This is a genomic window from Brachybacterium subflavum (assembly GCF_009299795.1).
Lineage (GTDB): Bacteria > Actinomycetota > Actinomycetes > Actinomycetales > Dermabacteraceae > Brachybacterium > Brachybacterium subflavum.
Genome location: NZ_VIGP01000007.1, coordinates 73735 through 94069 on the forward strand (window position 1 = coordinate 73735; position 20335 = coordinate 94069).

Sequence of the window (20335 nt, forward strand, 5' to 3'; positions counted from 1 at the left end):
ACGTGGATCCCGATGAGGCGCGACGGAAGGTCCTCGAGGAGCTCGCGCGCGGCGAGTACCACCGCGACCAGGGCTTCCTCCCCTGGCTCCTGGGGACGCTCGAGGACTGGCTGAGCTCGCTGACCGGCGGCGCGGGCGGCGCCTCCTCGGTGCTCATCGTCCTGCTCGCGGTGGTCGTCCTGCTCGCGGCGCTCTCGGCCTTCGCAGTGCTCCGCCGCAGCGGGCGGATGCGGCGCGACACCGCGCTCAGCGTGTCCTCGCGCCTGGACGCGGATCCCGTGCTGAGTGCGCAGGAGCTGCGACGACGGGCACGCGCCGCGGCCGACGAGCAACGGCCCGGCGACGCGGCGGTGCTGGGCATGCGCTCGCTCGTGCGCGATCTCCAGGAGCGCACCCTGCTCGACCTCGCCGAGGGCATGACCGCGCACGAGGCGGCCGGGGACGCCTCCCGGGCCTTCCCCGACGTGCGCACGCGCCTGCTGCGCGCCGCCCAGGTCTTCGACACCGCCGCCTACTCCCGCCATCACGTCGACGCCAAGAGCGCCGAGGACGTGGTGCGCCTGGCCGAGTACGTCGCCGAGGCGACCCCGCAGCTGCGGGAGTCGGAGCCCGCATGACGGCCCCGTCGCCCACCACGGCCACCGTCCGCGCGGACCCCGCGCGGCCCGGGCCGCGCGCCTCCACCCGCGTGCTCACGGTCGCGCTCGTCCTCGTGGTGCTCGCGGCGGTGGTCGTCGTCGCCCTGCGCGGCACCTTCCGAGACGGCCCGCTCGAGCCCGCCGCCCCCACGCCGCAGGGCTCCAAGGCCGTCGCCCGCGTCCTCGAGCGCGAGGGCACGGACCTCGAGGTCCGCCGGTACACGACCGACGCCGCGCAGGCCCTCGCCGAGGGCCGCACCGTCCTGGTCACCGATCCCTCGGCTCTCGACGGCGCTCAGCTCGACCGTCTGGCCGACGCCCGGGAGAGCGGCCACGGGCACCTGGTGCTCGTGCGCCCGAGCTTCTTCGTCCTCGCGCGCCTGGCCCCGGGCATCCGGCCCGCCGGGGCGCTGGAGGAGACCACGACCCTGAGCGCCGACGGCTCCTGCGCGGCGGCGTCCCTGAAGGCCCGCGAGATCCGCGTGGGCCCGGCCGAGGACGTCGCGAAGGCCGCGACCCTCTACCGGGCAGGGGACGGCTTCGACACCTGCTTCCGCCGGGGCGACGGCGCGGCCGTGGTCACCGGCCAGGGCGTCACGGTGCTGGGCTCGGCGACGCTGCTGACCAACGCGGGCGCTGGCGACCTCGACAACGCGGCGGTCGCCCTGAACGCCCTCGGCGGCGACGCGGGCCCCGCCCTCACCTGGTATGTCCCCTCTCCGACGGATCCGCTCGCCGCGCAGCACCCCTCCCTCCTCGACCGTCTGCCGGACTTCGCGCTGCCCCTGGCCCTGTGGGGATGCGCGATCGTCCTCGCCGTCCTCCTCGCCGTCTCGCGCCGGCTCGGCCCGGTCGTCGTGGAGCCGCTTCCCGTGAGCGTGCGCGCTCGCGAGCTGACCGTGGGCCGGGCCCACCTGCTCCATCGCGCCGACGCCCGCGACGCCGCGGCCCGCGCGCTGCGGGCGAGGACCGCCGTGCGACTGGCCTCCCGGCTCGGTGTGCGCCGCGAGGGCCGCCTGGACGCGCTGATCGCGGCGCTCGCACCCCACACCGCCCTCATGCCCGAGCAGATGCGGACGCTGCTGGGCCCCACCCCCGTGCGCAGCGACCAGGAGCTGCTGCGCCTGAGCGAAGACCTCGACGACCTCGAGAAGGAGATCGACCGATGAGCGCCCTCCCCGATCAGCCGACGCCGCCCTCAGCCGTCCCGGCGGAGTCCGGGCCCGAGAGCCCGCGCGAGCGCCTGCGCGCCCTGAGCGACGAGATCCACAAGGCGGTGGTGGGCCAGGACGCGGCCGTCACCAGCCTGGTGGTCGCGCTGCTGTGCCGCGGCCACGTGCTGCTCGAGGGCGTGCCGGGCGTCGCCAAGACCCTGCTCGTGCGCTCTCTCGCCGAGGCCCTCGACGTGGACATGCGCCGCGTCCAGTTCACGCCGGACATGATGCCCGGCGACGTCACCGGCTCCCTGGTCTACGACAACTCGACCTCGGACCTCGTCTTCCGCGAGGGCCCCGTGTTCACGAACCTGCTGCTGGCCGACGAGATCAACCGCACGCCCCCGAAGACCCAGTCGGCGCTGCTCGAGGCGATGGAGGAGCGGCAGGTGACGATCGACGGCAGACCGCGCGCCCTCCCGGATCCGTTCATGGTGGTCGCCACACAGAACCCCATCGAGTTCGACGGCACCTACGCCCTGCCGGAGGCGCAGCTTGACCGCTTCCTCCTCAAGGCCGTGCTGCCGCTGCCCGAGCGCGAGCAGGAGGTGGACGTGCTGCGCCGCCACGCGGAGGGCTTCGACACCCGCGACCTCGCCGCGGCGGGGCTGCGCACGGTCGCCGATCCCGCCTCCCTGCGCACCGCCCAGGAGGAGGTGCGCCAGGTGCGCGCCGAGCAGAGCGTGCTCGAGTACGTGGTGGACGTGTGCCGCGCCACCCGGCGCTCACCGAGCCTGTCCCTCGGCGTCTCCCCGCGCGGGGCGATCGCGCTGCTGCGCACGGCGAGCGCCTGGGCGTACCTCACGGGCCGCGACTTCGTGACGCCCGACGACGTGAAGACCATGGCCCCGGCGACCCTCTCCCACCGCGTGCGCCTGACCACCGAGGCCGAGCTCGAGGGCTCGCAGGTGCAGGCGGTGCTCGCCGCGACGCTGGCCGGCGTGCCGGTCCCCCGCTGAGGAGCCGGACGTGAGGGACCTGCCCGCCCTGAGGATGCGCGGCGCCCTGCTGGGCGTCGTCGGCGCGCTGCCGATCGTGCTCGTCCCGCACTGGGCGACCGTGCTGGCGTGCGCGCTCGTGTGGGCCGGGCTGCTGGTGCTCGACCTCCTGCTCACACCCTCGCCCAAGACCCTGCTGGTGCGGCGGCGCTCCCCCGGGCAGGTGCGGCTCGGCGAGGAGGGCACGGGCCGACTGCTGGTGACGAATCCCGGTGAGCGCGGCGTCGACGTCCGCCTGCGCGACGCCTGGAACCCGACGGCGGGCCTCCGCACACAGCGCGCCGCACTCGCGATCCCCGCGCAGGAGCGTCGGGCCGTGGACCAGGCCTTCCTCCCCACCCGGCGCGGTCGGCACACGAGCCGCGCGCTCGTGCTCGCCGTCCGCGGCAGGCTGGGTCTCGTCGAGCGCCGCGCGACGCGGCACGCGCCCGGGGAGCTGCTGGCCCTGCACGCCTTCGGCTCGCGCCGCCATCTGCCCTCGCGCACGCGCCGGCTGCGGGAGATCGAGGGCCTCGCGGCGGTCCACCAGCGCGGTCAGGGCACGGAGTTCGACTCCCTGCGGGACTTCGTGGACGGCGACGACGTGCGCTCGATCGACTGGCGGGCGACCGCCCGCCGCCGCAGCGTCGTGGTGCGCACCTGGCGGCCCGAGCGCGACCGTCACGTGCTGATCGTCGTGGACACCTCGCGGACGTCGGCGGGCCGGGTGGGCGATGCCCCGCGGCTGGACTCCGCGCTCGATGCCACGCTGCTGCTCACGGCGCTCGCCGCGCAGGCCGGGGACCGGGTGGACGTGCTGTGCGCCGACCGCGTCCCGCACGTGCAGGTGCACGGCGGCAGCGCCCGCACGCTGCTGCACGACGTGGTCGCGGCGACCGCGCCGGTCGAGCCGGCCCTCGTCGAGACCGACTGGGAGATGGTCGCCTCGGAGATCCGCCGACGGGCGCGACGCGGGGCCCTCGTCGTCCTCCTCGCCCCGATCGAGCCGGGAGCCGCGGGCCAGGGCCTGCTGCCCGTCGCCTCCCGGATCGCCGCCGATCATCCGCTGATCGTCGGCTCGGTGGCGGATCCCGCGCTCGCGGGCATGGCGCGCGAGCGCGGGAGCATCGGTGCGGTCTACCGGGCCGCGTCGGCCGAGCAGGAGAGCATCGAGCGCGAGGGCACCGCACGTGCGCTCGAGCGCTGCGGGGCGCACGTCGTGGACGTCGTCCCCGACGACCTCCCGCAGGCGGTCGCCGATCAGTACCTCGCCCTCAAGGCGGCCGGCAGGCTCTGACCCGCGTGCCGGCGGCGCTCAGGCGGCGACGGCCACCTGGTCCCCCACGACCTCCTCGGGGAGGTCGCCGGTGATCCCGGCGCGGGACACCCGGCGTCCGCGCACGATCATCACCGCGAGGAACGCGGCCCAGGCGAGGACGCCGATGCCGATGCGCACGGCGGCGGGAAGGGAGCTGGGCGTCACGAAGGCCTCGATCACCCCGGAGACCAGCAGCACGGCCACGAGCCCCACGCCCACCGTGATCATGGCGCGGGCCGCGCGTGCGAGCGCCCACGCACGCGGCAGCGGTCCGGGGCGCACCCACGCCCAGAACAGGCGCAGTCCGGCGCCCGCGCCCACGCAGATCGCCGTGAGCTCGAGCAGTCCGTGCGGCACCAGGTACACCAGCAGCGTGCCGAAGTGCCCGTGCGCGGCGAGGACCCCGCCGGAGAGCCCGATGTTCAGACCGTTGCTGAGCAGCATCCACGCCGGCCACACGCCGGTCACGCCGAGCACCACGGACTGCAGGGCGATCCAGGCGTTGTTCGTCCACACGCTCGCCGCGAAGCCGCTCGCCTCGCCCTGGAAGTAGTAGCCGACGAAGTCGTGCTGGGCGAGCCGGCGCTGCTCCGCCTCGGTGAGCACGGCGGAGCGGGCCGACGGGTCCAGGCCGAACCACAGCCCGGACGCCAGTGCGGTGACGAGCAGCAGCGCGGCGCATCCGGCGACCCACCAGCGGGCCTCGTGCAGGGCGGCGGGCAGGTCCTCCCAGAGCATGTCCCGCACGCGCCGCCAGAGGGGCACCCGGGCCCCGGTGATCCGCAGCCGCGCGCGCTGCAGCAGGACGGACAGGCGCGCGGTGAGCACCGGATCGGGGTTCGTCGAGCGCACCGCGGACAGGTGCGTCGCGGTGCGCCGGTACAGCGCGATCAGCTCGTCGATGCCCGCGGCGTCCAGGTCGCGGGCGCGGGTGAGCACCCCGAGGCGGTCCCAGTCCTCGCGGTGCACGGCGATGAAGGCGTCGGTGTCCACCTCGCCAGCGTAGGCGAGGCGCGCGGAGCGCACGTGCGACGAAAGTCGAGGCGCCGCGGTGCGCTCGTCGACCACCGGGTGAGGCCTCCCGCGGCCGCCGATGGGAGACTGGGCGCATGTCCATGGCAGCGGGTCCGACGAGCGGGAGCGCCCCGAGCGCGATGCGCGATGCGATCGTCACCGGCGAGGCCGTCCACCTGGACCTGCGCCCCGCCTCCTTCGCGACCCGTCTGCTGTCCTATCTGGTCGACGGCGCCGTCATGCTTGCCCTCAGCATCGGGTCGACGGTGGGCGTCGTCGCCCTCGCCTCCCGCACGGGGCTGGACGCCGGCTTCGTGCAGGCCGCCATGGTCCTCGTGAGCGTGCTCGCCTTCCTCGGCTACCCGGTGCTCACCGAGCTGCTGATGGGCGGACGCAGCCTGGGGCGCCTGGCGACGGGCACCCGTGTGGTGCGCGAGGACGGAGGCCCGGTGCATGCGCGCCAGAGCCTGCTGCGGGCGCTCATGGGGATGCTCGAGATCTGGTCGACGACGGGCGCGATCGCCCTGGTCACCGCGCTCGTCGACCGCCGATCCCGACGGCTCGGCGACATGCTCGCCGGCACCATGGTGATCCAGGAGCGCATGCGCGCCCCCCGCCCGGTGCGCGAGCGCATGCCCGAGGAGCTGCAGGCCTGGGCCGCCGGGGCGGACGTGGGCCGACTGCCCCTGCCGCTGCTGCAGGACGTGCGCTCGTTCCTGCCCCGCGCGCACTCGCTGAATCCGGAGTCGCGCCGCGAGATCGCCCGGGACCTGCTGCAGCGCACCATGTCCTCGGTGACGCCGGCTCCCCCTCCGGGGACCGATCCCGAGATGTTCCTGCGGGCAGTGCTCGCCGAGCGCTCCCGGCGCGACGAGGAGAAGCTGCGCGCCGCCGCCGAGCGCGAGCGCGAGCTCGCGGCCGACGTGCGCGCAGTGCCCTTCGCGCAGTAGCCGCCGTCGCGGCGCGGGAGGGCGCAGAGGTCAGTCGCGCCCGGCGATGAGCACGGGGATGCCGCCGCGGATGCGGAACTCGTGCCCCTGCTCGGCGCAGCGCAGCACGTCGGCCGCGCCGTCCTGCGAGGCTGCGTCGGAGAGCTCCGCCCCGCACCGGGGGCAGCGCAGGATCCGGCGCAGCCACGCCGGCCCGTCGAATCCGGCCTCGCTGCTCATCGCGACCCCGCCCCCGCTCTCGTCCTCGTGCACCGTGTCGTCGTGCATCGTGTCGTCGTGCACCGTGTCGTTGCCCGTGCCCTCGTCGATCATCCCGAGCACCTCGTCGCGCACAGCCCGCATGGTGTCCTCGTCGGCCGCCTCGACGTTCAGCCGCAGCGCCTGCTGGGTGTTGGAGGAGCGCAGGGAGAACCACCACTGCTCCCCGTCCGCTCCCCAGTGCCGCACGGTCAGCCCGTCGAGCTCGTCGATCTCGACCCCCTCGCGCGGGGCGAAGGCCGCGCAGACCGCCTCGCGCACCGCCGCAGCAGATGCGGGACGGCGATTGATCTCCCCGCTCGCGGCATAGGGCGTGTGCACTGCGACCAGCGCAGACATGACCTCCGTGCTCTCGGCGAGGACTGCGAGCACGTGCAGGGCCGCGAGCATGCCGGAGTCGGCGCGGAAGAACCCGCGGAAGTAGTAGTGGGCGGAGTGCTCGCCGCCGAACACGGCGTCCTCGCGCTCCATGATCGCCTTGATGAGCGAGTGCCCGACGGGAGTCACCGTGAAGCGTCCGCCCGCGGCCTCGACGGCCTCGGCGACGTGCCGCGAGGAGACGACGTTCGCGACGACCGTCGGGGCCTCCTCGCCCCGGGCGCGGGCCCGGGCGATCTCGCGCTCGGCGATCAGCGCCGTCACGGCCGAGGGCGGCACCGGGGCGCCGGTCTCGTCGACCACGGTGCAACGGTCCGCGTCGCCGTCGAAGGCGAGGCCCAGGTCCGCGCCCTCCTCGCGCACCCGCGCGGCCAGATCGGTGAGGTTCGCGGGATCGGTCGGATCCGCGGGGTGGTGCGGGAAGGTGCCGTCGAGCTCGAGATGCAGCCCGATCACCTCGACGCTCGGCAGATGCGCGGCGACGGCGGGCACCGTGAGCCCCGCCATCCCGCTGCCGGCGTCGACGACGACCTTCAGCCGGCGGGTGCTCGGCACGGGGGCGAGCCTCAGCACGGTCGCGACATAGTCCTCGAGGGTGTCGAGCTCCTGGAGACGCCCGCCCGGGATCTCGGGGATCTCCCCCTCCTCGAGGAGCTGTTCGGCGCGCACGCGCAGGTCGCCGATGCCGGTGTCGCGGCTGATCGGGCGCGCACCGGGCAGGCACAGCTTGATGCCGTTGTCCTGACCGGGGTTGTGGGAGGCGGTGATCATGGCGCCCGCCGCCCGGTACAGGCCCGAGGCGCAGTACAGCTGGTCGGTCGCGCTCAGCCCGGCGAGGCCCACGGTGGCTCCGCGGCGCACCGCCCCCTCGGCGAAGGCGCGTGCGAGCTGCGGGGAGCTCACGCGCATATCGTGGCCGAGGATCAGGTCCTTGGCCTCGAGGCTGTCTGCGAACGCGGCGCCGAAGGCCCGCGCGACGTCCTCGTCCAGGGTCACGCCGGCGACGCCGCGCACGTCGTTGGCCAGGACGATCGGTCGCAGATCGCGCTCAGTCATCGCTCGACCTCACGACGTGCAGGTGACGCTCGGCGCGAGGCGACTCGGGGCGGCCGCTGGCGCGCGCGGCGTCGCGGGCGGCCGGCGGGGCACCGGCGGCGTCCGCCGCCTCGCGCGGGTCGACCGCCGCGGCGAGCGCCACGAGGTCGTCGACGGCATCGGCGCTGCCCGCGACCCGCAGCATGGTCCAGCCGCGCGGCGGCGTCATCCGCGACGCGTGCTCCTCGCAGAGGTCGTAGGCGTTCGGGTCGGCGGTGCGGGCGAGCGGTCCCACCACGAGCGTCGAGTCCTCGTACACGAAGGTCAGGGAGCTGACGGCGGGACGGGTGCAGCCGGTCTTCGAGCAGTCGCGATGAGGCACGTCCTCGAGTGTACGCAGTGGGCGAGCCGGGCCGCGGCCCGCGACACGAGCGCGTTAGAGTGCGATGCATGACGGGTCAGCGAGTTCTCGGCGGCGCCCCGGGCCCGGTGGGCCGCTCCCGCGGACGGCGCCGTGACAGGCACGGACGCGGACTGCGCGGGGACCTGCTGCCTGCTCACCTGCCCGGTCACCTCTCCCGGCGCGAGCTCTTCGAGGACACCGTGCTCGACGCGGCCCGCGCGCTCGTGGAGCGATACCCGCGGCGCCTCGAGCATCTCGAGGTCGCGGTCGAGGAGGTACCGCTCACGGATCCGGCGCCGTGGGAGGAGAGCGCGGTCGCGCTCGGCCGGGCGTTCCCCGCGGACCGCGACCATCCGCCGCGCGCGGTGCTGTTCCGTCGGCCGATCCAGACCCGCTGCTCCCTGCCCGGGGATCTCGAACTGCTGGTGCGCCAGGTCCTGGCCGACCAGATCGCCTCCCTGCTGCACCTGGACCCCGAGGACGTGGACCCCGAGGCCTGGGGCGAGGGCTAGCAGCGCCCCTCAGTCCAGGCGCACCGTCGTCCCCGAGCCGCCGGTCGAGGCGGAGACCACGGGCACGGAGGTCAGCAGGGGCCCCGCCTTCGCGTCCGACTCGGTCTGGATCCAGCCGGCGTGGACCGCATCGGGGTCGTCCGGGATCACGACGAGTCCGGCGATGCCGCCCTTCGTGCCCGTGAGGTCTCCTGCGGGGATGTCGGTCGCGCTGTCGCCGGCGAGGTCGAGCTCGACGCTCTCCCCCGCGCCGCCGTCGGCCCCGACGGGGATGACGGTGGCGTGGGTGTCGGCGGTCGCGGCCAGGGAGAGGGCGCCGTGGGCGCCGTCTGCCGGAAGGGCGATCACCCCGGAGTCGCGCAGCGCCGGAGCGGCCTGGGCGACCGCGAGGTCGGAGGGCTTGCCGATCGTCTTGCCGAGCTTCTTCTCGGAGCGCACGCGCGAGCGGACCGCGGCGCTCACCTTCTGGTCGGACTCCGCGGTGATCGCGAAGTCCCCGGCGATGCCCTCGACGGGGACGGTCGTGACGGATCCCGCGGGCACGGTGACCTCGTCGTCGAGCCGGGACACGTCCACGGGGCCCTCGGCGTCATGGGCGGCGAGCTGCACGTGCGCGTCCGCGCCCGACTCGTTCATCAGCACCACCTGCGCGCTCGTGCCCTTCCCGATGCGCACGCCGGGGATCACGGAGGTGCGGGAGGCCTCGGGCAGGTCGGAGAGGATCTCGCCGCCCAGCGGGGTGAGACCGTCGCGCTCGGTGTCCTGCAGGGACATGGCCAGCGGCGCGCCGACGGTGCTCACGCTCACGCCGATCACCTCCTGGTCGGGGACGATCGACTCGAGCAGCACGCGCTCCTCCTTCCCCGGGGCCACCACGACCTGTGAGCGGCCGCCCATGTCGGCGGGGCCGTCGGCCGTCCAGACCTGGATCGAGGCCGTCGCGGGCCGGTCGGTGGTGCTGCGCAGCAGCAGGGAGGCGCTCGCGCCGCTCGCGGTGGAGGCGCCGAGGAAGGTCGCCTGCGTGGAGGCGCCGGTGCAGCGGGTCGCGCTGAGGGAGCGGAAGTCGCCGGTGTCCGTGGTCGTGGACTGCACGGCGTCCGCGACGACCTGCTGATCCTGCGATCCGCGCACCGTGACCTGCGGGCCGTTCGAGATCGAGGAGATGGTCTGGGCGCTCGCGCCCACGTCGCCCGTCGAGGTGTCGATGCCGAGGTCCTCGCCCGTGGCGTCGGCGCCGGTGATCGACGGCGCGAGCGGGTTGCCGTCCGCGTCCTGCCTCGTGCTCGAGGCGGCGACGCGGCCGAAGAGCAGCGAGGAGTCCGCGTCCAGGCCCAGGGTGCGCACGCCCACGCGCCCGTTCGGCCCCGTCGAGGAGAGCTTCTCGTCCCCCGTGCTCCCCTGCAGCTCCTTCGGGACCTGGACGGGACCGGGGCACACGAGCGCGGCGGCGCTCGGCGAGGACGTGGTCTCGGCGCGCTCGACCGAGCGGTCCGGGGACCCGTCGGAGAGAGGGCCGACGAGCGCGCCGACCCCGAGCACCAGGATCGGCACCACGCTCGCGAGGGCCAGTGCGGGCCGCATCGATCGGGTCACAGGGCACCACTCTCCTGGCTCTCCTGCCAGGGCTCCTCGCCCCGACGCCGCCCGGGGCCGGCGCGCCAGGGCACGGCGACCACGGCGGTGATCAGCACGGTCACGGCCAGCACGATCGCGAGCACGAGGCGCCAGGGGTCCTGGCGGTGGATCTCGAGGTGCCCCGAGTCGCCGGCGGGGACGGTGAACCCCTGGGCCCAGCCGTCGACGGTGACGGGTGCGAGCGCCTCGCCGTCGAGCGTCGCCTCCCAGCCGCTCTCGCGGCGCTCCGAGAGCACCACGATGCGCTCGCCCTGTGCGGAGGCCACATCGCCCTCGGCGTCGAGCACTCCGCTCTCGAGGGCGGTCTCGTCGTCGGCCGACGGGTCATCCCCTGCAGGGCGGATCACGGCGCGGGAACCGGCGTCGACCACTCGCCACATGCCGCCGCCGCTGCCCTCGGTGACCTTCTCGAGCTGCGGGGAGGCGTCGAGGGCGTCCGTGAGGGCCTGCGCGTCCTGCGAGGACCCGGGCACGACGACGTAGCCGACGCCGAGGGTGCGCAGGCGCACGGGATCGCTCGCGGCGTCGGCCGTGAGCAGCTCGCCGGTCGCCACGCGCAGCGCGTTCGAGGCGGCATCCTCGTCGACGGCGGTTCCCGAGCCCGCCGCGACGAGGTCGCGCGCGGCGACGGAGCCGGAGTCCTGCTGGACGGTGGGGCCGCCGTCGACCACGAGGTGGGCGTCGACCGAGTCGTCGCCGCCCTGGGAGAGCACGAGGACGCGTCCGCGCGTCTCGGAGGTCCCGAGGTCGCTCGCGGCCTGCGGCACCTCGTCGCTCTGCGTGCGGTGCACCTGCAGCGCGTCGGGCAGGCTGAGGGTCCAGCCGATCGTGGCGACGAGGCAGCAGGCGGCCACGAGCCCGGCGATCGCGACGGTCGCGCCGCGGCGCGCACCGGATTCGCGGCCGCTGCGACGCGCCAGGGCGTCGCAGGTCGCCGCGCAGCCCACGAGCAGGGAGAGCAGGGCGAGGCTCAGCACCCCGCCGATCGGTGCGCTCAGCAGGCTCTCGGCCCCGGTCTCCGTGGGCACGGCGCGTGCGAGCAGCGCCGTCGCCATGGCGAGAGCGGCGAGCACGATCGCGTACCGCCCCGCGCGGCCCGCGTCGGCCCGCTGGAAGGGGGCGAGCAGCGCGCCCACCATCACCGGGGCCATCAGCAGCACGGGCAGCGCCCCTGCCGCGGACGCGCCGAGAAGGCCCTCGAGCGCCGTCCAGGAGGGTGCGGGCGCAGGCCACAGGGCGAGCAGCTCGAGGCCCGAGGGGGCCTCGGCCGAGGCGGGGACCCCGGCGACGTGCAGCAGCGCGGCGGGATGGGCGATGAAGACGCCGAGGTAGGGCAGCTGCAGGGCGAGCGAGGGCACGAGCACCCAGATGAGTCGCCGCCGCCGGCCCGGCACGAAGGGTGCGAGCAGGGCGAGGGCGAGGCCGACGAGGATCACGAGCACCGGCTGCACGGCGCCGATCACGAGCAGCACCAGACCCGCGGCGGCGGCCGCGGAGACGCTGGCCTGGGAGACCTTGTGCACCAGCCCGATGGCGCGGCCCACCGCGAGGGCGAGCAGGGGCAGCAGCAGGTGGACGAGCACGAGAGGCCAGGCGCCGGAGCCCAGGGAGGCGAGGAGGGGCGGGCCGACGGCCCAGGCCACGGCCAGGGCCAGGCGCGCGCCCACCGCGCGGGTGAGGGCGCCGGCCGCCCACCAGGCGCCCATGGCGGCCAGCGGCACCGCGAGGACGAGCAGCACTCCCAGCGCGCTCTCGGGCAGGGGGAGCGGGGCGATCAGCCGCAGCAGGGCGTCGCCCGGCCCGCGTGCTCCCAGTCCGCCGTCGCCGCCGGGCACCCAGCTCGACCAGGCGACCTGCGTGCGCTCCCGCCAGTCGTCGGCGAGGGTCTGCAGCTGCGGGCCCGCGAGATGACCGCGCGCGAGCAGCGGGCGTGCGCCCACGATCCCGGCGATCAGCGCGAGCGCCGCGAGGATGATCGTCCACACGCCGTGACGGCCGAAGTCCGCGTCGTCGGAGCCGTGGGTGGTGCCGGCGATCCCCCAGGTGGTGCGGCGGATCCGACGGGCGCGCTCGTCGTCGGCGAACAGGCGCGTCCAGATCGCCTCGAGGCGGCGGCGCAGCGCCTCCGTGCGCGGAAGATAGAGGGGAGCGAGGCGCCGCCGGGGCACCAGCGCCCTGCGGGAGGCCCGCGCGCCGCGGGCGATGACGCCGGGCGCCCGCCGGTAGGCGGCGAGGGTCCCGCGGAGCTCTGCGAGGGCGAGCCGGGGCGCCTGTGCGGCCACCTGCCCGAGCATCCGTGCCAGGGTCCCCAGCGGCATGCTCAGCAGAAGGGTGAGCACGACGCCCAGCAGCGGGCGGTGCTTCAGCAGCAGGAGCATCTGCCCGCGCCGGTGCTCGCGCAGCAGGGCGGGGGCGGGAGCCTCGCGGTGCGGGGCCAGCACCCGCGCGTCGGGAGCGACCTCGACCCGCTCGCCGCCGCGCCAGACCCTCTGACCGAGGTCGATCTCGGCGAAGGGCGAGCCGAGCGCGGGGTCGGTGCCGCCGAGTCTCGCGAGGGTGCTCTCGCGCACCAGCAGGCCGGGCAGTGCGACCCCGAGCACGTCGTGCCGCCAGTCGGACTGCCCCTGGTCGATCTCGCCGGGCTCGACGCCGGTGACGATGCGGCCGCTGTGGGTGAGGGTGACGCCCACGTCCACGAGCACGTCGGCGTCGTCGGCGGTGGGCCGGGAGGTGCTCGTGCCGTCGTCGCCGCCTGACGCCGCGGGCCGCAGGCGCTTGGAGCCGATGAGCGCGGCCGTGGGCGAGGCCTCGGCGGCATCCACGAGGGCGCGCAGGGAGGCGCGGCCGGGCAGCGCGTCCTCGGTGAGCAGCCAGAACCAGCTCTCGGAATCGGCGGAGGCGCGGCGCCTGCCGGCCGGCGGCGCGGCGATCGCCGAGCCGCCCTCGCGCAGGCGGGTCGGGATCTGCGCCGTCTCCTCGGCCTCGCGCACGAGCCCCCGCTCGTGCGCGTCGCGGTCGATGGGGCGCATGTGACCGCCGGCGCGCGGGGCGGCCTCGGAGACGTCCTTCTGCCGGACGTTCGTGAGCACCCCGCTGGACAGGGACGTCGTGATCTCGCGGACGGCGCTCGCGAGCCCCGCGCCGGCGGCGATCCTCAGCACCTCGTCGATCGTGCCGTCCGCCGCGAGCGCGGCGACCTGGGCCTCGCGCTCCTCGCCGAGCTGCCCGCGGGCGATCACCGCGACACGATCGGCCGCCCTCTCCTGGGCGGAGAGGGCGGCGAGGGCGGTCGAGAGGGATTCGGGGTCGTCGCGTCCGCCGAGCAGGAGGACGGCGGTGACGTCGCGCGAAGTCACAGGCGGCGGGGCTGGGTCACGGGGCCGCTCAGACGGCGCGGCGCTTGAGCTTGCGCCGCTCGCGCTCGGAGAGGCCGCCCCAGATGCCGAAGCGCTCGTCGTTCTCGAGGGCGTACTCGAGGCACTCGGCACGCACCTCGCAGGAGACGCACACCTTCTTCGCCTCGCGCGTGGACCCGCCCTTCTCGGGGAAGAAGGCCTCGGGGTCCGTCTGTGCGCACAGTGCACGCTCCTGCCACGAGACCTCGGCCTCTTCGCCGTCGGCCACCAGCTGCAGGAGGGAGAATTCCTCCGACTGCGCATCATCCTCGTCGCGCGTGCGTTCCATCGGCACAGTTCCTTCCTCAGGGGGACGCTTCACGTCGTGAGGTCGCTCCATGGCGACCGACGGGGTTCGGGACGAGGCGGGGGGGGAGCCGCCGGGATACAGCCTAAAATACACCCGTGTAACTCGGCTCCGTCAAGCCGGTGCACGCCCGCGACCAGGAGATGCGATGACCACGACCCCTCCCGTCGAGCCCGTGGGGCCCGCCTGCCCGTCCGCTTCGTCCGGTCTGCGGGTGCTGCCGGTCGTCGGACTCGGAGAGGTGCGTGCAGGGGACGACGTCGCCGCGCTCCTCCTCGGCGCCCTCGAGGCCTCCGGGACCCCCTTGGCCGACGACGACGTGCTGTGCGTGTCGACCAAGATCATCTCGAAGACCAGGGATCTTGTCATCCCCGCCGAGGCCAAGCAGGGGGCGATCGCGGAGCAGAGCGTGCGCCTCGTCGCCCGCCGACGCCATCTGCGCACCACCACCTCGATCGTCGAGGTCCCGGCCGGCCCGGTGATGGCCGCCGCCGGCATCGACGGCTCGAACTCCCCCGGCGGCCTCCTGCTCCTGCCCGGGGACCCGGACACCGAGGCCGAGGACCTGCGCGCGGCGCTCGCGCGCGCCACGGGCAGGCGGCTGGGGGTGGTGCTCTCGGACACCTCCTCGCGCATCTGGCGGGTGGGCGTCGGCGACATCGCGCTCGGCGCGGCGGGGCTGCGCGCGCTCGAGGACCTGCGCGGGAGCACGGATGCCGACGGCCGACCCCTCCACGTCACCGTGCGAGCGCTGGCCGACGAGATCGCCGCGGCGGCGGACCTCGTCAAGGGAAAGGCCGGCGGTGTGCCGGCGGTCGTCGTCCGCGGCCTCCGCGGCGTCGTCGTCGATCCGGCCGACGCCGTGCCCGCGCGCGCTCTCAGCCGCACCGGGGAGGACGACTGGTTCCGGCGCCCGAGCCTCGAGTCCGTCTGGCAGGCCCTCGGCGTCGCGGCCGAGGACGAGCCGGTCGCGGCGATGGACCCGGAGTCCGACGCGCTGCGCCTGCACCGGGCGATCGAGATCGCGCGCACGCCTGCCCCGACGGTCCCCGCCGTCGACCCCGATCGCCCCTCCTCTCCGCCCTCCGCGCCTCTCCTCGAGGACGAGGGCCCCGGCCCGACCGGGCGGCTCGCGCTGGTGGTGCGCCCGCACGACGACCGGGGCGGATCCTGGGCGGCGGCCGGGGCGTTCGCCGAGCGCCTGCGCGCCGCGATCGGCGCAGAGTCCATCGCCCGCGAACTGCCCGTCGACGTGCGCATCGAGGGGCCCCGCGCGAGGATGGAGCCATGACCTCCTCCCCTCCCCCTCTGCCCTCCCTCCAGGCGCTGCTCTCCTCCCTCGAGGCGCTCGGCCCGCGGCCCGCCCTGGTCTGGTACGGGGAGCAGAGCCGGATCGAGCTCTCCGGCCACGTCCTGGCGAACTGGGTGATCAAGACCGTGGGCCACCTCGATGCGGAGGTCATGCTCGAGCGCGACGACCTCGTGCTGCTCGACCTCCCTCCGCACTGGAAGCGCCTCGTGCTCGCCCTCGCCGCCTGGGGCCTGGGCGCACGCGTCGCGATCGGCGACGGTGCGGGCACCGACCCCGCGCTCCCCTCCGACGGGGAGGTGCGCGTCCTGGCCACGGACCGCCCCGGCTCCGCGGCGCGCGCCGACGACGCCGACGAGGTCCTCGCCCTGGACGCGCGCTCCCTCTCCCTCCGCTTCGACGGCGAGCTGCCGCCGCTCGTCCACGACTGGGCCCAGGAGGTCCGCGCGCACCCCGATCACCTCTCGGTGCCGCTCGGCACCTGGGCGGGTCCCGAACCCTCCCCGCTGCCGACCTCCCTCACCGAGGCCTCGGGATCCCGTCTCCTGGTCGTGGACGACGGCCTCGCCGACTCGTCTGTGCTGCTCGCGGCACTGCTCGACGGCCGCGGGATCGTCGGCCCGGCGGAGTCGGTCACGCCCCACCAGGCCCAGCAGGAGGATGCGCGCGAGGCATAGAGGCACCTCCTCGGGTCAGCTGCCCCGCAGACTCAGGGCCCGCCGCTCCTCCCCACATCCTCGTCGTCCACAGCCTCCGCACTGGTGTCCGGAATGTCCCACCGCCCCCTCGCCACCCGGCAGGGATCTGACAGATCTGGCAGCAGGTGACGTTCCCGCGGGAACGTCTGCGACAGACGCTGGTACGCATTCAGCGGGCCCCTTCGATGTGTCTGCCGCGACTCCTCCCCTACGGAACCGCTGCGAGATCGTGGGGGCCGGGCCGCTCGAGGCCGCCACGGCGCAGCGGCTGACCTGCACGGGGCTGCTCGCGCTGCTGGTCACCGATGAGAACGGGGAGATCCTGCACCTCGGACGCACCCGTCGACTCGCCTCCCGCGCACAGCGCCGAGCCCTGCGCGTCGCCCAGCGCATGTGCGGCTTCCCCGGGTGCCATCAGACGAAGCACCTCGATGCCCACCACCTCGTGCCCTGGTCGCACGGCGGCGACACGGACATCGAGAACCTCGTGCTGCTGTGCCGGCGTCATCACGTCCTCGTCCATGAGGGCGGGCTGACGATCCGGCCGGCGCGATCATCGGCGCCGCACGCTCCGGCCGATGGCCCGCGCTTCGAGGTGGTCGACTCCGCGGGCACCCCGGTCCAGGTGCACTGGCCACAGGTGCTCGAGCACGCGGTCATCGTCCCGCTGGAGCCCGAGCACCCACTCGTGCGCGACGGCGAGAGCGGGCCGCGCTACCAGCGGGGCGAGGGGGACACGAGGATCGCGCCGACCACCGCCGGGTTCGGCTTCCGCCTGAGGGACGTCGTCGATGCGCTGTATGAGTCCGGCACCGGGGACGGACAGGACGACCTGGACCCCGACCCCGACGAGTGAGCGGCTCTCAGGCGACGGACTCGCTCGCCGACGTGCCGTCGGACTGCGAGGGCGTCGATCCCTCCGTCGAGCCCGAATCCTTCTGGGTGCCCTTCTCCTTCACACCCTGCTTCCTCTCGGGAGCAGGGTTCGCGGCGAAGGTCCTCTCCCAGGCCTCGAAGGAGGTGAGCCCCGCGGCGGCCCGGCGGTACTGGCGGCGCAGGTCGTTCCAGTGGCGGTAGAGATCCGCGTGGGTGCGGAGGCTGCGCGCGAACATCTCCCGCACGTGAGCGGGACGGCGCTTGTACCAGGCGAGCTTCGTGCCGTCGGCGTTGGAGACCACGGCGCTGTCGAAGTGGCTGAGCGTCCACCACTTCGCGTCCAGGTGCGGGATCTCGGCCTGCGGGTGCAGCCGGGAGGTCTCGCGCGGCGGGGCGAACATCTGGCGGGCCATCGTGCGCGCGGCCCACAGCGGCAGCCGGGAACGGCGCGGCGGCGCGAACCCGCGACCCTTGCGCGGCGGCTTCGCCATCCGCACGGCCGGGAACTGCTGGGCGTCGGTGAGCGTCGCGGAGTCGTCGTACTGCTCGGCCATCGCGCGCAGCTCCGGGAGCTTGGTCCCGATCTGGTCGTGCAGCCCGCCGGGCCCGCGCAGCACGTCCTCCTGCGCCATCAGCCGCGCGGTCTCCGTGAAGTACTGCATCGAGATCATGTGCTTGAAGTCGATGCTCTGCGACTCGGTGATCACATGGCCGCCGCGCTCGTAGACCGAGTGCAGCAGCGCGGTGATGAGGCGATTGCGCTCATGGAAGTAGACCTGCCAGTCCAGGGCATCGCTCTTGTCGGTCCAGGTGATGTGCCAGACCGCCGCGCCGGGCAGGGACACCGTCGGGTAGCCGGCGGCCTTCGCCCGGAGCCCGTACTCGGCGTCGTCCCACTTGATGAACACCGGCAGGCTGAGGCCGATCGCGCGCACGGTCTCGGTGGGGATCAGGCAGGTCCACCAGCCGTTGTAGTCGACGTCGGCGCGGCGGTGCAGCCACGGCGTCGAGCGCAGCGGCTCGAAGCCGAAGTCGTGTCCGAGGCGTCCGCCGGGGCTGACGACGCGAGGCTGGATCGCCCAGGGGTCGACGCCCTCGCCGAAGGCGTGCAGCACCGAGCGGTTGTTGAGGTCGAACATGTGGGCGCCCACGAGCATGGGCGTGGTCGCGAAGTCCGCGAAGGTCAGCATGCGCAGCAGCGACTCGGGTTCGATGTCGATGTCGTCGTCGCAGTTGATGACGTAGGTGGAGCGTCCGTTGGTCGCCGCCTCGTACATGCCGCGCGAGAAGCCGCCGGAGCCGCCGATGTTGCCCTGCTCGATGAGCTGCAGCTGCTCGCCCATGGCCGCCTGCAGCGGCCCGAGCTCCTCGTGGTCGCTGAGACGGTCGGTCCCCTGGTCGACGACGTACATGACGTCCAGCCGCTCCCGCAGGTCCTGGTCACGGCTGATCAGCCCGATGTTGTCCAGGCAGTAGGAGACCTTGTTCATCGTGGTCATGCCGATGGAGAAGGTGCCCTCGGTGCGGGCGATGTCGGCGTCGGCCGTCCATTGGGCGTTCACGACGGCGACCGGGTCGGCCCCCGCGATGACGTCGAACCAGTACCAGCCGCCGTCGCCGAAGGCCGTGAGCGGCAGCTCGAAGACCGACTCGGTGCTCTCGCGCACCGTGCGGAACTCGTGGCGCTGGATCGCCCCGCGCGCGTTCGAGCGGTAGACGATGACCTGGCCGCTGCCGGAGGTGCTCACGGTCAGCCGCACGGAGCGCACCGGTGTCCAGCGCCGCCAGTAGCCGGCCGGGAAGGCGTTGAAGTAGGTGCCGAAGGAGCGCACCGAGTGCGGGCCCACCTCGATGCTGTGGCGCGCGCTGAGCTCGTCGACGTCCGTCGTCAGGTTCTCCGCGCTCGGAGCGGAGGCCTCGTGGGTCTCCTCCTCCTCGCCGCCGAGGCCGAACGAGGCCGTCGAGATGCCCGAGCGGGCCGTGTGGGCCTCGACGTACAGGGGCACGATGTCCGGCGTCGGCACGAGCGGCATGATGAGCCGCTGGATCACACGCTGCGGGGTCGACGGGGTGCTCGCGCCGTCGGCCTCCGCGGAGGAGGGCAGGGCTGTCGCAGGGGTGCTGGTGATGCTCACTGTGGGGGTCCTCCCGGCCGGCCGCTCAGGGGCGCGGCTGATCGTTCACTGGCGAAGCAGGTCGGCCAGCTTGTTGTCCACGAGGCTCAGGGCAGAGCCGATCGCCATGTGCATATCGAGGTACTTGTAGGTGCCCAGGCGACCGCCGAACAGGGTGCCCGGCTCGGCGTCCGCCATCTCCCGGTAGGCCAGCAGGGTCTCGCGGTCCGTCCCCGAGTTCACCGGGTAGTAGGGCTCGTCCTCGCGCGCCGCGAAGCGGGAGTACTCGCGCTGGATGACGGTGCGGTCCGCGGGGTAGTCGCGCTCGGGGTGGAAGTGGCGCGGCTCGATGATGCGGGTGAAGGGGATGTCCGCGTCGGCGTAGTTCATGACCGACGTGCCCTGGAAATCGCCCGTGCTCTCGAGGTGCTCGGTCTCCAGGTCGATGGTGCGCCACTTGAGGTCGCCCAGCTCGTAGTCGAAGTAGCGGTCGACGGGGCCCGTGTAGATCACCGGGAGCTGCCCGCGCACGGCGTCGCGGTGGTACTCCTGCGCCGGGTCGAAGTAGTCCGTGCCCAGCCGCACCTCGATGTTCGGGTGGTCGGCCATGCGCTCGAGCCAGGCCGTGTACCCCTGGGCCGGCAGGCCCTCGTGGGTGTCGTTGAAGTAGCGGTTGTCGTAGGTGTAGCGCACGGGCAGGCGGGAGATGATCCCCGCCGGCAGGTCCTTCGGGTCCGTCTGCCACTGCTTGCCGGTGTAGTTCTTGATGAACGCCTCGTAGAGGGGCCGGCCGATGAGCGAGATCCCCTTCTCGTCGAGGTTCTCGGGGTCGGTGCCCGCGAGCTCGCCGGCCTGCTCGGCGATCAGCGCCCGCGCCTCGTCGGGCGAGTAGGAGGCGCCGAAGAACTGGTTGATCGTGCCCAGGTTGATCGGCAGCGGATACACCACGCCCTGGTGGTTCGTATAGACCTTGTGGACGTAGCCGGTGAACTCCGTGAAGCGGTTGACGTACTCCCACACGCGCTCGTTCGAGGTGTGGAAGAGGTGCGCCCCGTACTTGTGGATCTCGATCCCGGTGGTCTCGTCGACCTCCGAGTAGGCATTGCCCCCGATGTGGTCGCGGCGGTCGATGATGACGACCTTCGCGCCGTGCTCGACGGCTGCGCGCTCGGCGACCGTCAGTCCGAAGAGGCCGGAGCCGACGATCAGCAGGTCAGGAGACGCCACGGGGATACCTTTCGACGGGTGCTCGATGGCGACCACCCTAGCCCAGCGCCGCGGCGCGTCTGCGCACTTCAGAGCCC

General features: G+C 74.2%; 17 protein-coding genes. 9 read left to right on the plus strand and 8 right to left on the minus strand.

What is annotated here, in order from left to right:
• The first annotated feature begins 2 nt into the window (after positions 1 to 2).
• The 4 genes from FHG10_RS16085 to FHG10_RS16100 are packed head-to-tail and all read left to right on the plus strand — an operon-like array spanning position 3 to position 4126.
• Complete coding sequence (locus FHG10_RS16085; RefSeq protein ID WP_152354378.1) at positions 3 to 617, plus strand: DUF4129 domain-containing protein; 615 nt, start codon at positions 3 to 5, stop codon at positions 615 to 617.
• Positions 614 to 1807, plus strand: coding sequence for a DUF4350 domain-containing protein (locus tag FHG10_RS16090; protein WP_152354379.1), 1194 nt, complete (start codon positions 614 to 616; stop codon positions 1805 to 1807). The genes FHG10_RS16085 and FHG10_RS16090 overlap by 4 nt, the downstream gene beginning before the upstream one ends.
• Positions 1804 to 2811: an AAA family ATPase gene (locus tag FHG10_RS16095; protein ID WP_152354380.1), complete on the plus strand. Its 1008-nt coding sequence runs from the start codon at positions 1804 to 1806 to the stop codon at positions 2809 to 2811. Before FHG10_RS16090 ends, FHG10_RS16095 begins: the two co-directional genes overlap by 4 nt.
• 10 nt (positions 2812 to 2821) lie before the next feature.
• Positions 2822 to 4126 (plus strand): DUF58 domain-containing protein, encoded by a 1305-nt coding sequence (locus tag FHG10_RS16100; RefSeq protein WP_227488324.1) that lies wholly within the window; start codon positions 2822 to 2824, stop codon positions 4124 to 4126.
• Positions 4127 to 4144: 18 nt separating this feature from the next.
• On the opposite strand, the gene FHG10_RS16105 is transcribed toward FHG10_RS16100, so the two are convergent.
• Positions 4145 to 5140, minus strand: a complete 996-nt coding sequence (locus FHG10_RS16105; RefSeq protein WP_152354381.1) for a stage II sporulation protein M — start codon at positions 5138 to 5140, stop codon at positions 4145 to 4147.
• Between the two features lie 116 nt (positions 5141 to 5256).
• Between FHG10_RS16105 and FHG10_RS16110 the strand changes: the two genes are divergently transcribed.
• The gene (locus FHG10_RS16110; RefSeq protein WP_227488325.1) at positions 5257 to 6111 is read left to right on the plus strand and encodes an RDD family protein; all 855 of its coding nucleotides are present in this window, start codon (positions 5257 to 5259) and stop codon (positions 6109 to 6111) included.
• Between the two features lie 30 nt (positions 6112 to 6141).
• Here the strand turns inward: FHG10_RS16110 and FHG10_RS16115 are convergent, their stop codons facing one another.
• Positions 6142 to 7803, minus strand: coding sequence for a phosphohexomutase domain-containing protein (locus tag FHG10_RS16115; RefSeq protein WP_152354382.1), 1662 nt, complete (start codon positions 7801 to 7803; stop codon positions 6142 to 6144).
• The gene (locus tag FHG10_RS16120) at positions 7796 to 8164 is read right to left on the minus strand and encodes a DUF3499 domain-containing protein (RefSeq protein WP_152354383.1); all 369 of its coding nucleotides are present in this window, start codon (positions 8162 to 8164) and stop codon (positions 7796 to 7798) included. The genes FHG10_RS16115 and FHG10_RS16120 overlap by 8 nt, the downstream gene beginning before the upstream one ends.
• A 68-nt stretch (positions 8165 to 8232) precedes the next feature.
• Here FHG10_RS16120 and FHG10_RS16125 point away from each other — a divergent pair, with 68 nt between their 5' ends.
• Positions 8233 to 8697 (plus strand): metallopeptidase family protein, encoded by a 465-nt coding sequence (locus FHG10_RS16125; RefSeq protein WP_152354384.1) that lies wholly within the window; start codon positions 8233 to 8235, stop codon positions 8695 to 8697.
• 9 nt (positions 8698 to 8706) lie between these two features.
• Here FHG10_RS16125 and FHG10_RS16130 read toward each other — a convergent pair whose 3' ends face one another.
• The 3 genes from FHG10_RS16130 to FHG10_RS16140 are packed head-to-tail and all read right to left on the minus strand — an operon-like array spanning position 8707 to position 14016.
• On the minus strand, positions 8707 to 10290 hold the full coding sequence (locus FHG10_RS16130) for a DUF5719 family protein (RefSeq protein ID WP_152354385.1): 1584 nt from the start codon (positions 10288 to 10290) through the stop codon (positions 8707 to 8709).
• Positions 10287 to 13688, minus strand: a complete 3402-nt coding sequence (locus tag FHG10_RS16135; protein WP_152354386.1) for a hypothetical protein — start codon at positions 13686 to 13688, stop codon at positions 10287 to 10289. Before FHG10_RS16135 ends, FHG10_RS16130 begins: the two co-directional genes overlap by 4 nt.
• Positions 13689 to 13716: 28 nt before the next feature.
• A complete protein-coding gene (locus FHG10_RS16140) occupies positions 13717 to 14016 on the minus strand; it encodes a WhiB family transcriptional regulator (protein WP_152354387.1) in 300 nt (99 codons plus the stop codon).
• Positions 14017 to 14182: 166 nt separating this feature from the next.
• Here FHG10_RS16140 and FHG10_RS16145 point away from each other — a divergent pair, with 166 nt between their 5' ends.
• The 3 genes from FHG10_RS16145 (at position 14183) to FHG10_RS16155 (ending at position 16897) form a co-directional block, all read left to right on the plus strand.
• Positions 14183 to 15325: a coenzyme F420-0:L-glutamate ligase gene (locus FHG10_RS16145; RefSeq protein ID WP_152354388.1), complete on the plus strand. Its 1143-nt coding sequence runs from the start codon at positions 14183 to 14185 to the stop codon at positions 15323 to 15325.
• Entirely contained in the window at positions 15322 to 16020 is a 699-nt protein-coding gene (locus tag FHG10_RS16150; RefSeq protein ID WP_152354389.1) for a TIGR03089 family protein, read from the plus strand. The genes FHG10_RS16145 and FHG10_RS16150 overlap by 4 nt, the downstream gene beginning before the upstream one ends.
• 250 nt (positions 16021 to 16270) lie before the next feature.
• Positions 16271 to 16897 carry an HNH endonuclease signature motif containing protein gene (locus FHG10_RS16155; RefSeq protein ID WP_193636360.1) on the plus strand — a complete coding sequence of 209 codons (627 nt, stop codon included), beginning with the start codon at positions 16271 to 16273 and terminating at the stop codon, positions 16895 to 16897.
• Between the two features lie 7 nt (positions 16898 to 16904).
• Here the strand turns inward: FHG10_RS16155 and FHG10_RS16160 are convergent, their stop codons facing one another.
• Complete coding sequence (locus FHG10_RS16160; RefSeq protein ID WP_319803217.1) at positions 16905 to 19052, minus strand: glycosyltransferase; 2148 nt, start codon at positions 19050 to 19052, stop codon at positions 16905 to 16907.
• Positions 19053 to 19097: 45 nt separating this feature from the next.
• Positions 19098 to 20258: a UDP-galactopyranose mutase gene (gene glf, locus FHG10_RS16165; RefSeq protein ID WP_152354391.1), complete on the minus strand. Its 1161-nt coding sequence runs from the start codon at positions 20256 to 20258 to the stop codon at positions 19098 to 19100.
• Between the last annotated feature and the right edge of the window lie 77 nt (positions 20259 to 20335).